A 13,582-nucleotide genomic window follows, 5' to 3' on the forward strand; every position below is an offset into this window, starting at 1 on the left:
TGAGTAATAACTTCACAATATACGGTTTAATGGCCTAAATGGGACGGCTAATAGTTGTAATTAATTAAGAAAAATTGATCTTGTTTTGAATAAATGCAAAATGCTATTTGCAGTGTAATTACGTCTACTAGACTTATCTCTATCCGTTAGCTGCTTAGTTACTTTATCGTTTCGTATAAAAGCTGTTTCGTGAAAATAAATCAGACATATCTCACAACACAAAACAATGTACCAAACTCCGACTAATTAAAAGACCTCCGAAACTCCAATGGAGAAAGGTTCGTTTTCGTTTTGAACAATTTGCTAAACGATTGTGAGTGCTCAAATCCCAAAGCATAAGCCACTTCCTGAACTGTTAAATTGGTGGTTGAAAGATTTTCTTTTGCCTTTTCAATCACCTTGTCGTGAATATAATGCTGCGCATTTTGTCCAATCAGCGAGCGCAGCATATCACTTAAATAACTGGGCGTTAAATTTACCTGTTCCGCCAGATAGCTGACCGAAGGTAATCCCTGGTTTATGGACGTTTTATTGCTATAGTAATCATCTAAAACCTCTTCTAGCTTCTGCAGAAGATCATTGTTTACCGCTTTGCGGGTAATAAACTGGCGTTTGTAAAAACGATTTGCATAGTTCAGTAACAATTCGATCTGAGAAATGACTACGTCCTGGCTGAAATCGTCAATCCGGCTGGACAATTCTTTTTCGATCATTTTAAAGATCTCAAAGATCGTCACTTTTTCATCTTCGGAAAGGTGCAGTGCTTCTCTGGTTGCATAAGAGAAAAAGCCATATTGCCTGATGCTTTTGGCCAAAGGATATCCTAAAAAGAAATCCGGATGTATCAGCAAAGTATACTCCGAACAAGCACTCAGATCGTTGTCGTTGCTGCCTACAAGTTGGCCGGGAGACGCGAATAACAGGCCACCTTCATCAAAATCGTAATAACTCTGGCCGTACTTTAATTTGCCGTTCAGTTTTGGTTTGTAAGCTATTTTATAAAATCCCAGAACGTGGTGGTGAGAAATATTTGGTCCTTCAACTTGTGTATAGGAACCATTGATTAAACTGACTAACGGATGCTGAGGTTTAAGCAGGCCAAATGCCCGTTGCGCGTCAGCCAGCGATTCCATTTTTTTCGGACTGTTTTCTTCTTTGTTCATTTTACAGGATTTGAGAAATGATAACCGATAACACTTTAACTACCGGTTATCAAATATGCTTCATCAACTATTTTCGCTGTTCAGGCGTTCCTTTTTTGGATTCACCTTGCGCCGAATTGGAAACGTCTTCCCACGCTTCCCAGATAGCTAACCGATCCGCATACGCCTGACGTACCCAGTTCAGGCATTGGCTGCCGAGGAAGAACCGTAGTGGTGGTTCTGCTGCATCAACAACAGTAAACAGGGCGTCGGGTGTTGCATTGGGATCGCCTCTTTCTAAATTTCGCAAAGTTCCGAAGAACTGCTCTTTGAAATCTGTGTAGATGTCGAGGCCTTGCGAGAACTTCAGAGACTCCTGGCTTCCGAACTCTGTGGCATAAGCGCCGGGTTCGATGATGGTTACCTTGATCCCGAACTGTTTCACTTCCTCAGCCAGACTTTCGTGAATGGCTTCAAATGCCCACTTTGAAGATGCGTAGTAGCCGATCACCGGTAAGGTCACATGGCCAAGATTGCTTGATGTACCAATAATGTGACCACCACCCTGTTTTCTTAATAAAGGCAATACAGCCTGAATAACGGAAACCGGACCAAGGATATTGGTTTCGTAAAGTGCACGAATATCATCCGCGCTGGCTTCTTCAATTGTAGCAACTAACGAATAACCGGCATTATTAAGTACAATATCAAGTCTGCCAAAGTACGTATAAGTTTGTTCTACTGCCGTTTTTACCTGTTCAGGATTTGTGACGTCGAGTTCGAGCGTTAGTATGTTTTCACCATATTTTTCCTTTAGGTCGGCAATGCTTTCCAATTTCCTTGCGGTAGCTGCTACTTTATCCCCACGTTTAAGAGCAGCATCGGCCCAAACCCGTCCAAAACCACGGGAAGCTCCTGTTATAAACCAGACCTTTGAAGACTTTTCAGGGGTTTGCTCCGTTTGAAGATTTGTATTTTCGTTCTGATGTATCATGTTTTCCTGATATTTATTGATACGTCAAAGGTCAATATCTGCATTGTGCTAACTATAGTCTAATTGAGGGGATTTGTAGTTAAATTGAGGAACAGGTCTTAACACTAAAAACGTGGCCAATTGTGGCAAACGTAAAAAGGCCACCATCTTTTGATAGTAACCTTTCCTTTGTAGCGGGAGCTGTCCAGTAGCGCCTGCCCGGTCAAACCATCGACCTTTGAATTATGCACACAACGATCTTAAGCCTGAAAACGTAAAAGAGGCTGTCTCAAAAAGGCAGTCTTTTTTCATGTTTATTGAGTTGTTTATTTTTCTGAAATTGATTATCTTTAGGTATAAGCAAATCAGGAAAAATGGGACGCCGACAGCCTACTTTCAAACCTTATCATCAACATCAGTTGATGCTCTTACCCCCAAGTTTAGATGAGTTGATACCCAAAGATCATGCTTGTCGTGTGGTTAATGATATCGTAAACAGGATCAGTTTAGAGCCGTTGAATGCTGCTTATCATACAACAGGCTCATCCAGTTATCATCCCCAGATGCTATTGAAAGTCTTGGTTTACGGCTACGTGAGCAACATTTATTCGAGTAGGAAGTTAGAAGCAGCTTGCAAGGAGAGCATCTACTTTATGTACCTGAGCTCGATGAGCTATCCTGATCATAACACAATTAACCGGTTCCGGGGCGTACGTTTGAAAAATGCACTGCGTGCTGTTTTTGAGCAGGTGGTGGAGCTGCTTGCTCTGGAAGGATTTTTGAGTATTGAAGAAGTGTACACAGATGGCACGAAAATCGAGGCTAATGCCAATAAATATACTTTTGTGTGGAAGAAGGCGATTACGACCAATAAGGAAAAGATGAAAAAGCAGCTGGCCCATATCTGGGAATATGCTCAGAGTGTTGCTGCCAGTGAAGATAACCTACCAGATCCACCAGACCTGACTACGATCAATAAAGAAAAAGTCCAGCAGACTGTTGATAAACTCAATCAGGTGCTGGCTGGAAAAGACAATGTAGACAAGAAGATGAAGGCCAAACTGGGGTATGTTACCAAACATTATCCGGTCAATATCGAACGTTACGAAAAGCAGGAGGCTATTTTAGGCGAGCGGAATAGTTACAGTAAGACTGATATTGACGCCACATTTATGCGTCTGAAAGAAGATCACATGAAAAATGGTCAGCTTAAACCGGCCTACAATGTGCAAATATCAACTTCGAACCAGTTTATTGTCAATTACACGATCCATTCTAATACGACTGATACCAACACACTTGCAGAGCATCTTCAACAACATGAAAACAGTTTTGGTGCATCACCCAAATGTTTGACTGCCGATGCTGGCTACGGCTCGGAAGAAAATTATACTTTGCTGGAAGGGAAAAATGTAACTGCTTATGTAAAGTATAGCCTCTTTGATAAGCGTCAAAATCGCGCCTACAATAAAAAGCACCCATTCAGTGCTGATAAGCTTTTTTACAACGCTGCGGCAGATCATTATATCTGTCCAATGGGCCAGAAGATGCGCTACATTGGTAACAGCAAACGCAAAACAGTCACGGGTTTTGAGCAGACAGCCAAACTCTACAAGGCTATCAATTGTCAGGGATGTCCACTAAACGGTGTCTGTCACAAGTCGAAAAGTGAAAGGATTATTCAGGTCAATGTGAATTTGGAACGACAGAAAAAGAAAGCAGACGAACTTTTGAAAAGTGAAGAAGGTATTGAAAAACGAAAGAAGCGATGTTTTGATGTAGAACCTGTCTTTGGTAATATTAAAAATAACCACGGATTCCGCCGGTTTATGCTTCGTGGTAAGCACAAGGTCGAAATTGAGTGGGGATTGCTTGCAATAGCACAGAATATTAGAAAAAGGGCTGCATAAAGGTCCTATTTTCGTCATATTCTGTTATATAGCCTTGTTAGCTTTAACAATGCTACCAAACCACCAAATCCTAATACAAGAAAATCGAAACGAATGAGGGCACCTCAATTTGAATTTGAGACGCCCTCTTTCTTTTGTAGCGAGAGCTGTCCAGGAGCGCTTGCCCGGTCGAACCATCGACCTTTGAATTATGCACACAGCGACCTCTAAGCCTGAAAACGTAAAAAGGCCACCATCTTTCGATAGTGACCTTTCTTTTGTAGCGGGAGCTGTCCAGGAGCGCCTGCCCGGTCGAACCATCGACCTTTGAATTATGCACACAGCGACCTCTAAGCCTGAAAACTTAAAAAGGCCACCATCTTTCGATAGCGACCTTTCTTTTGTAGCGGGAGCTGTCCAGGAGCGCCTGCCCGGTCGAACCATCGACCTTTGAATTATGCACACAACGACCTTTAAGCCTGAAAACGTAAAAAGGCCACCATCTTTCGATAGTGACCTTTCTTTTGTAGCGGGAGCTGTCCAGGTACGCCTGCCCGGTCGAACCATCGACCTTTGAATTATGCACACAGCGACCTCTAAGCCTGAAAACTTAAAAAGGCCACCATCTTTCGATAGCGACCTTTCTTTTGTAGCGGGAGCTGTCCAGGAGCGCCTGCCCGGTCGAACCATCGACCTTTGAATTATGCACACAACGACCTTTAAGCCTGAAAACGTAAAAAGGCCACCATCTTTCGATAGTGACCTTTCTTTTGTATCGGGAGCTGTCCAGGTACGCCTGCCCGGTCGAACCATCGACCTTTGAATTATGCACACAACGATCTTAAGTCTGAAAACGTAAAAAGGCCACCATCTTTCGATAGTGACCTTTCTTTTGTAGCGGGAGCTGGACTCGAACCAGCGACCTTTGGGTTATGAGCCCAACGAGCTACCAACTGCTCCATCCCGCGGTGTCGTTGAATTGGAGTGCAAACATACGATAAATGTTTCAGAAAAAACAACTATTTTTGTAAAAAACTTTTAAATAATATTTTTCATTACCCTTTGCTATCTTTTATTAACTCCGGTCGCAACCGTAGCTTATTTTAAAATACTGTAACAAAAAATCATCTTTTGGCTTGGTTGTAAATGTATGATGGTGTAAGTATCAATGGGATAACACGAACCTTATATTGCAATTTCATGGCCGGAAAACCGTACTTTTGTATAATTATCAGGAAGCTAAGCGCCTGAAAGATAATTTGAAGGATAAATTACCCGCCATGCAAGGCCCGAAGAATTACAGATAAAGGCTTTTATACAGCAATATAACAATCGCATGCTGAATGACCGGTTAACTGTGGCGGCCAGATAGTTTCGTTGTTTAAGATTAAAATTATTCCTTGACCAACGAAATATAATTAAAAAATTTATGGAAGAAAATATAGAAAATGTCGCCCCGCTTCGTAATCATCGTGCCGGGTTTGTAAGTATTATTGGTAAGCCTAATGTAGGTAAATCGACGCTTATGAATGTATTGGTAGGAGAAAAAATGTCTATCATCACGTCAAAAGCACAGACAACGCGTCACCGTATTATGGGGATCCTGAATGGTAAACATGAAGATATTCCTTTTCAGCTCGTGTATTCCGATACACCTGGTGTATTAAAACCAGCTTATAAACTGCACGATTCGATGATGACGTTCGTCAAAGGATCATTGGAGGACGCCGATGTGGTTTTGTTTGTGACAGAAGTGGGAGAGAAAGCTACGGATCATGATGTACTACCTTTACTTATCAGAACAGATGCACCGGTAATTTTGGTTTTAAATAAAATTGATCTTTCGTCTGATGAAGAGGTGAAAAGAAAGATGGATGTATGGGAAACCCAAATCCAGCCTGCTGCTATCATTCCTATTTCGGCTCTGCATAATGCCAACATCCAGACTTTGTTCGATGCCGTTATCACCCGTTTGCCTTTTCATCCTCCTTATTTCAATGAAGATGAACTAACGGATAAACCGGAGCGTTTCTTTGCTTCTGAAATTGTGAGGGAAAAAATATTTCTTAATTACCGTCAGGAAATTCCATACAGTTCCGAGGTAATTATTTCAGAATTTAAAGAAAGAGATGATATCATCGTAATCCGTGCAGAAATTCTCGTTGAACGGAAAAGCCAGAAAGGTATCATTATTGGTGAAAAAGGAGAAATGCTTAAAAAGATAGGAATGCAGGCCCGTCAGGATATGGAAGCATTTTTTGGTAAAAAAGTGTTTTTAGAACAGCATGTAAAAGTTGAACCGGAATGGAGAAGTAATGACAAAAAACTTCGCCAGTTCGGATATGAAGAATAGAGTAAATTAATTATTAATAATAACCGCAACAGCCGACAGGAGGAAAAGATGATTCTTTTCCGGATCACGTTTTAATGGCAATAGAATAAAAATGGCAAATATAATATCAATAGTAGGTCGCCCGAACGTGGGAAAATCTACACTTTTTAACAGGCTTACCGAGAGCCGTAAGGCAATCATGGATAACCAGAGCGGCGTTACCCGTGACCGTCACTATGGTTATGGAGAATGGACAGACCAATATTTTACCGTTATTGATACAGGCGGTTATGTTGTGGGTTCCGAAGATATTTTTGAGGGTGCAATCCGCGAACAGGTTGAACTGGCACTGGAAGAATCAACAGTTGTTTTGTTTATGGTGGATACTGTAACAGGACTTACGGATCTGGATAAGGATTTTGCAAATGTGCTGCGTCGTTTTAACAAACCGGTTTATCTGGTAGCTAATAAGGCTGAAACAACAGAAAGGTATCAGTCGGCTGCAGAATTTTATGAACTGGGCCTTGGGGATGAAATATTTGCAATTTCTGCTCAGACAGGGTTTGGAACAGGAGATTTACTGGATGCCGTAATTACACATTTTGAAACCGCAGGAATTGAAGATCCTGAGGCAGGTATTCCGCGTATTGCAATTATGGGCCGTCCGAATGTTGGAAAATCATCGTTTCTGAATGTTCTAACCGGAACGGACCGAAGTATTGTAACGGACATAGCAGGAACAACACGTGATGCAATTCATACGCATTACAAAGCATTTGGAATGGAATTCATTCTGACGGATACAGCTGGTTTGCGCCGTAAATCACGTGTAAATGAAGACATTGAATATTATTCTACATTGCGTTCTGTAAAGGCAATGGAAGAGTCCGACGTTTGTATTGTTTTACTGGATGCTACACTTGGTCTTGAAGGTCAGGATCTTACAATCATTGGTTTGGCGGATAAAGCTAAAAAGGGAATTGTGATCATGGTTAATAAATGGGACCTGATTGAAAAGGATTCTAAAACTGCGGACACATTCAAAAAGAATCTTTTGGAGCGGCTTGCACCGATGAATTACATGCCCGTTATTTTTGCATCTGTTGTTGAAAAACAGCGGATTCATCAGGTTATGGAAAAAGCGATGGAAGTATATCAGAACAAGACCAAGAAAATTTCGACTTCTAAATTGAATGATATCATGCAGAAGGAAATTGAAAAAAATCCGCCGCCGGCAGATCGTGGCAAGTTTATCAATATCAAATATATGATACAGCTGCCAACACCATCCCCGACTTTTATATTTTTTAGCAGTAATCCAAAGCATGTAAAAGATTCTTACCTGCGTTATCTGGAAAACCGGATGCGCGAGCACTTTGATTTCAGCGGTGCACCCATTACAATTTTCTTTCGGGAGAAATAAAATTTCAGTTACAGATAAAACAAAAGCCGGTGAAAATTTTTCACCGGCTTTTGTTTTATCTGACAATCTCTACGGTTCGGTCATTTTTAACCACGGTTCATCTTTTTTTTATGACTTGGTGCAACTATATCTATTATTTTTACATCTGTTAATCAATGAATGTGCAGCCGAAAACAAGCGGAAATAAGTACCGAAAAAAATATTTTATAAAAAATGTTAAAAACAAGGTACTATGTATTGCAAGATACCATTTAAAACATATATATTTGTATTGTTAATTAGTTACATCGACTTTAAGCAGAGACATTTTCTAAAAGACATAAAAATAACATAGCCATGAAAATCATTAAACTTCTTACTCTTTTAGTTCTTTTCAGTCTTCAGGCAGGAGCTACCGGATATTCCCATAATATGTTTGTAGCACATAAAAAGTTGCAGGCAGGTAAAGAATGCCGGATGGATCAGATAGCAGCTAAAAAAGCAGGTTCGTCCAAAACCCATGTTAAACATGCTTCTGTGCCACGGCAGCCGGAAGTTTCTTTCACACAGGAAGTGGCTAACAAATTGTCTGGAATAGTAACACTTAACCAGAGAGTGATTGAAGAAGGGCCATCTTCACTGTTTTTAGCAGAGGATGAAAAAGAAAGTGACGATTCGATTGTAACCAAACTGGTAAGTGTTGTCAAAGGAATAGTGTATGCTTTTGTTGGCTCGTCTTCATTTGGTAAAGCCTGAAAATTCGTCTCTGTAATTATAAAGTTGATTTAGCAAGATTCTCCGATCTTGCTTTTTTTGTGTTAAAATTTTAATTTAATCAACCAAAAATTACGCCACAACATTGGTAAGCGTACCAATCGGTTCAATGATGATATGGATAATATCGCCTGTTTGCAGTGTAAAATCGGATGGTGGGATGATTCCGGTGCCGGTCATCAGGTAACAGCCATGTGGAAATGATAACTCACTGAAAAGATAACGAAGCAATTCGTCTGGTTTTCTTCTCATTTGCGCCAAAGTAACTTCTCCGTTAAATACTTCTTCACCCTGGCGGATAATGGTCAGATCAATAGACGTATCTTCTGGTAATGCTATTTCAGGAACATACAAACATGGCCCCAAAGCAGCACTTCCTGTATAAGATTTTGCCTGAGGCAGATATAAGGGATTTTCGCCTTCAATACTTCTGGAACTCATATCATTACCAATGGTATAACCAACCAGTGTTCCGGATGATGTAGCAAATAATGTAAGTTCCGGCTCTGGTACGTCCCATGTAGAATCTTTACGGATACGAACTGTTCCATGTGTTCCTATAACCCTCCATGCAGTAGATTTAAAAAAAAGTTCAGGGCGATCCGCTTCATAAACCCGGTCATAAAAACTACCGCCACCCGCAACTTCCGACTCTTCCATACGCGCAGTACGGCTCCTGAAATAAGTAACTCCGGCGGCCCACACTTCCTGTGAACCAATAGGTGCCAGAATTTCGGGAAAAGGGATATCTGCTGTAAAGGTTAAGAAAATTAGATTTTCAGCCTGCAATTCCAGCCATTCATACAGATCATCCCGATTTACTACCAAATCCCAGTCCGTTTCGTGCAAGCGATAGAAAAGGTCATCTTTTTCAAGTAATATTCCGTGTTCAGTCTTATACAATTTCATGGATGCGGATGTTTATTTTATGCTACAATAAGCTTTGAATGCATTTTCTTTACTCTATTTGACGTTAGCGTATATAATTTTATAAAACCGAATTCAAGAAATACGCTACTAATAAGTTGTGCCTGGCTGTGCCAAAGAGTGTTCTGTTTAATTTTTTATAGATCCAGAAAAGAGCGGAATGGCATTAAGTTTTTGATTATTAATCTATACGCCATAAACGCCGGTCAATAGGGATTTTTTCCTGGGCGATTAATTGAATTTTAACAAATAACTCATGTTTTGGATGAAGCAGAATATTTTGGGAAAAAGGGACAATTACTGAGGGTAAAGCAATGGCAAGGACATCGGGCTTTATTAACCAGTCGTTGAGCCAATGCTGCGTTATCTCATAATTTTTATCCTGCCAGAATGCGGGCATTTCATCCCGCTGATAATAACGGATGTCATCAGGAATCTGAATAGAGGTAAGCCAATATGTTGGGAGGTCTTCATATGGGATGCCAGGTGCGTGAGCGAGCATTTCAACTAGGCCAAGTTCTGGTGTAGAAGTGGTGTAAAGGATGCCAATACCTCTTGGATTCCAGCGCGCACCATATAACCTGCTACCTTCCGCAGACAAAGCCTGATCACGAAATTTTTCCCGTATTATCCGGTAAACAACTGACATAAATCAATATTATCAGGCTGGAAGACCATAGTCCAATCTTCCCAACACATCGTCTACCAAGCCAAAGCCGGTTATAGTGTCCATCATTTGCAAAGGAGTTTGGTCATTAAGCTCATATAATGGTGTTTTTAACCAGTTACGTACAATTGTGTCTTTACCTTCAAAAGTAGCCAATGCATGAATTAACAGGTTTTTTAAAAGAAGCAGCCTTTCTGAGGCATCGGTTCCCAGGCGCTTGTCAGAAGGAATACGGTGAAGATTTCTGGGTGTCATGCCCAAAAGGTAAGCCATTTCATTGTCAGTAAGTTTCACTAACTCAGACACCTCATCAGCTGCTGAACGAGGCATGCCTTCACGTGAAATTTTTATTATAGTAAAATCAGAGAATGATTTTAAACCATAAGGGATATATCTGTCAGATACTATTTTGTATTGCGCCATAAATTAACTTGAAAAGCGGAATTCTGTCACAAATATAAATGACTTATTTCACTTTTAAAATTAAGTGAATAATGATTTTGTTACAAAGGCACTAAAATTTACATTATTGTGTCTTTGCGCCTTTGTGGCAACCTTTTTTATTTTCTAACTTAATACCTTTGCTTAAATCTTTTCCTTTAAAAAATCAGCAGTATAATTCCCTTTTAGCTTTGTCATTTCTTCGGGTGTACCGGAAAAAGTCAGGTAACCGCCGCCATCTCCGCCTTCCGGCCCAAGATCCAGAATCCAGTCAGCACATTTGATCACTTCCATATTATGCTCAATAATGACCACACTATCTCCCTGGTCGACAAGCGCATTAATGGCCTTTAATAATTTTTTTATGTCATGAAAATGCAGTCCGGTAGTAGGTTCATCAAAGATGAAAAGGGTTTTTCCTTTATTAGAAGACCCTTTTCCCAAAAATGAAGCCAGTTTTACCCGTTGTGCTTCACCGCCTGACAAGGTATTGGAAGATTGTCCCAAACGCACATATCCCAGGCCGACTTCCTGTAAAGGCATTAGTTTGTCAGCCAATTTGGGTTCTGGCTGCCTGAAAAAATCAATTGCATCATCAACCGTCATATCCAGGATTTCGGCAATGTCTTTCCCATTATATAGCACTTCCTGAATTTCTTGTTTGAAACGCTTTCCATTACATCCTTCTGCAGGTTAAGTAAATATCAGCCATAAACTGCATTTCAATTTTTACCTGTCCTTCACCCTGACAAATTTCGCAGCGTCCGCCGTCAACATTGAATGAGAAATGAGAAGGCTTGTATGCACGGGATTTGGACAAGGGAAGGTCCGACATCATCTGACGGATATAATCATAAGCTTTTATGTAAGTAACCGGATTGGAACGCGAAGACTTTCCGATCGGATTCTGGTCAATCATTTCAATCGCTTCTATCCGGTCAAGGCTTCCGGTCAATTCGTTAAACTTACCAACATCCTCACTGAATTCACCTTTTAAGCGCATTAATGCAGGATAAAGTATTTTACGTATCAACGTCGATTTTCCTGAACCACTCACACCTGTCACAACAGTCAGCGCGTTCAATGGAATTTTCGCATCTACGTCTTTGAGATTATTTTCTCTTGCACCTTTAATTTCGATGAAATGCAAGGATTTTCTGCGTGCAACGGGAACAGGTATTGAGTCTTCACCCAACAGAAATTCAAGTGTATGAGATTTCATTTCCAGTTCTTCGATGTCATTGGAGGGATCATTTCTCCATGCCCGTATGTCATCCCAGTTTCCCTGAAAAACTACGTGGCCTCCGCCAGTTCCCGCTTCCGGGCCGATATCAATAATCTGGTCAGCCGCATGCATTACTTCTTCTTCGTGCTCTACTACAATCACTGTATTGCCCAGGTCACGAAGCGATTCAAGCACACCTACCAACCGCTGCGTGTCACGCGGATGTAGCCCGATGCTTGGTTCATCCAGAATGTACATAGAACCTACCAACGCACTTCCCAAAGAAGTGGCCAGCTTAATTCGTTGGAATTCCCCACCTGACAATGAGTTGGTTAAGCGGTTTAAAGTTAAATATCCCAAACCTACACGACTCATATATTCCAGTCGGGTTTCTATTTCTGTAAGAATCCGACGGGCTATCTGCCGGTCGTGTTCATTAATATCGAGAGATTTAAAAAAAGCAAGCACATCCTGTATCGGCATCAGAACCAGGTCAGTAATGGAAGCACCAGCCACTTTTACGTAAGAAGCATCTTTCCGCAAACGCGAACCTCTGCAATCCGGGCAATTGGTACGGCCTCTAAACCGCGAGAGCATCACACGGTACTGGATTTTATGTGTCTGCGATTCCAGTTCTGAAATAAAACTGTTAATTCCGTCAAAGTGCTTATTCCCGGTCCAAAGCAAATCTTTTTCTTTCGCTGTAAGATCTTTGTAAGGACGGTGTATAGGAAATTCAAATTTGGCGCCATTCCGTACGAGAGGAACGAGCCATTCACTCATTTTTTCTGTACGCCAGGGCGCAATGGCACCATCATATACGGACAGGTTTTTATCAGGAATAACCAGGTCAGGATCAATCCCTAAAACTTTTCCAAAACCCTCACATCTTTTACACGCACCATAAGGATTGTTAAAACTGAAAAGGTTTACTGTCGGCTCTTCAAACGTAATGCCATCGAGTTCAAATTTGTCAGAAAATTCCTTTCTTTCGCCATCTACAACCTGGACAATACAAGTACCTTCACCTTCAAAAAAGAAGTTTGCACTGAATCTGAAAGCCGGTATTGTGTGTCTTCGTCATCATTTTTTACCGCAGCCCGGTCTACCAGTATATAAATCTGATTTCCGGCCTGGCTATATATTTCCGGTTTTTCCAGAACGTCTTCAATTTCAGCAACTTTCTCATTGATCATAATACGGTTATAACCTTTCGAAAGTAAAATTGACAATTCTTCCTGTTGTGTCCGTCCTTCCCTGATTAACAAAGGTGCAAGAATCAAAACCCGTTTGCCTTCTTCATGGCCCAGAATAAAATTCACAACGTCTGTTACTGAATCTTTACGTACCAATTCACCGGAAACAGGCGAAAATGTATGTCCGATGCGTGCAAAAAGTAATTTCAGGTAATCATATATTTCGGTAGAAGTACCAACCGTAGAGCGCGGATTCCGGGTATTTACCTTTTGTTCGATCGCAATAGCCGGAGAAATCCCTTTAATGTACTCTACCTCAGGCTTTTCCATACGTCCCAGAAACTGACGTGCATAACTGCTCAGACTTTCTACATACATTCTTTGTCCTTCGGCGAACAAAGTATCAAAGGCAAGGGAAGACTTACCCGAACCGGAAAGCCCGGTAATTACCACCAGTTTATTACGCGGAATGGCTACATCAACACTTTTCAAATTGTTTACACGCGCACCTTTAATAAGAATATATTGTCTGGGATCGAGCTTGTCAAATTGGGAAGCTTCGATCCTCGGCACAGGTAATTGCATCATATAAAGAAAATCAAGAATTTACGGGT

Annotated in this window: 10 protein-coding genes, 1 tRNA gene and 1 pseudogene; 4 read left to right on the plus strand and 8 right to left on the minus strand. The window is 41.0% G+C overall.

Annotation, left to right across the window (positions count from 1 at the left end; translation table 11 throughout):
* Nucleotides 1-242 precede the first annotated feature (242 nt).
* Both KZC02_RS16015 and KZC02_RS16020 read right to left on the minus strand, forming a co-directional pair.
* The gene (locus KZC02_RS16015; RefSeq protein ID WP_221389636.1) at nt 243-1,163 is read right to left on the minus strand and encodes an AraC family transcriptional regulator; all 921 of its coding nucleotides are present in this window, start codon (nt 1,161-1,163) and stop codon (nt 243-245) included.
* Nucleotides 1,164-1,230: 67 nt separating this feature from the next.
* On the minus strand, nt 1,231-2,136 hold the full coding sequence (locus KZC02_RS16020) for an SDR family NAD(P)-dependent oxidoreductase (RefSeq protein WP_221389637.1): 906 nt from the start codon (nt 2,134-2,136) through the stop codon (nt 1,231-1,233).
* Nucleotides 2,137-2,489: 353 nt separating this feature from the next.
* Here KZC02_RS16020 and KZC02_RS16025 point away from each other — a divergent pair, with 353 nt between their 5' ends.
* A complete protein-coding gene (locus KZC02_RS16025) occupies nt 2,490-4,025 on the plus strand; it encodes an IS1182 family transposase (protein ID WP_221389638.1) in 1,536 nt (511 codons plus the stop codon).
* Between the two features lie 589 nt (nt 4,026-4,614).
* Here the strand turns inward: KZC02_RS16025 and KZC02_RS16030 are convergent.
* Entirely contained in the window at nt 4,615-4,836 is a 222-nt protein-coding gene (locus KZC02_RS16030) for a hypothetical protein (protein ID WP_221389639.1), read from the minus strand.
* 63 nt (nt 4,837-4,899) lie between these two features.
* Nucleotides 4,900-4,972 (minus strand) — tRNA-Met (locus tag KZC02_RS16035).
* A gap of 461 nt (nt 4,973-5,433) precedes the next feature.
* Here KZC02_RS16035 and era point away from each other — a divergent pair.
* The 3 genes from era to KZC02_RS16050 all read left to right on the plus strand — a co-directional run bounded on the left by era (nt 5,434) and on the right by KZC02_RS16050 (nt 8,494).
* A complete protein-coding gene (gene era / locus KZC02_RS16040) occupies nt 5,434-6,357 on the plus strand; it encodes a GTPase Era (RefSeq protein WP_221389640.1) in 924 nt (307 codons plus the stop codon).
* A gap of 91 nt (nt 6,358-6,448) precedes the next feature.
* Nucleotides 6,449-7,759 carry a ribosome biogenesis GTPase Der gene (gene der, locus KZC02_RS16045; protein WP_221389641.1) on the plus strand — a complete coding sequence of 437 codons (1,311 nt, stop codon included), beginning with the start codon at nt 6,449-6,451 and terminating at the stop codon, nt 7,757-7,759.
* A gap of 336 nt (nt 7,760-8,095) precedes the next feature.
* Nucleotides 8,096-8,494 carry a hypothetical protein gene (locus tag KZC02_RS16050; protein WP_221389642.1) on the plus strand — a complete coding sequence of 133 codons (399 nt, stop codon included), beginning with the start codon at nt 8,096-8,098 and terminating at the stop codon, nt 8,492-8,494.
* A 90-nt stretch (nt 8,495-8,584) separates the two neighbouring features.
* Here the strand turns inward: KZC02_RS16050 and KZC02_RS16055 are convergent, their stop codons facing one another.
* The 4 genes and pseudogenes from KZC02_RS16055 to uvrA all read right to left on the minus strand — a co-directional run bounded on the left by KZC02_RS16055 (nt 8,585) and on the right by uvrA (nt 13,556).
* On the minus strand, nt 8,585-9,421 hold the full coding sequence (locus KZC02_RS16055; protein WP_221389643.1) for a fumarylacetoacetate hydrolase family protein: 837 nt from the start codon (nt 9,419-9,421) through the stop codon (nt 8,585-8,587).
* A 199-nt stretch (nt 9,422-9,620) separates the two neighbouring features.
* The gene (locus tag KZC02_RS16060; protein ID WP_221389644.1) at nt 9,621-10,088 is read right to left on the minus strand and encodes an RES family NAD+ phosphorylase; all 468 of its coding nucleotides are present in this window, start codon (nt 10,086-10,088) and stop codon (nt 9,621-9,623) included.
* Between the two features lie 12 nt (nt 10,089-10,100).
* Nucleotides 10,101-10,529: an antitoxin Xre/MbcA/ParS toxin-binding domain-containing protein gene (locus KZC02_RS16065; protein ID WP_221389645.1), complete on the minus strand. Its 429-nt coding sequence runs from the start codon at nt 10,527-10,529 to the stop codon at nt 10,101-10,103.
* A 162-nt stretch (nt 10,530-10,691) separates the two neighbouring features.
* A pseudogene (uvrA, locus tag KZC02_RS16070) lies at nt 10,692-13,556 on the minus strand (excinuclease ABC subunit UvrA).
* Between the last annotated feature and the right edge of the window lie 26 nt (nt 13,557-13,582).

The sequence above is a fragment of the Dyadobacter sp. NIV53 genome (assembly GCF_019711195.1).
GTDB lineage: Bacteria > Bacteroidota > Bacteroidia > Cytophagales > Spirosomataceae > Dyadobacter.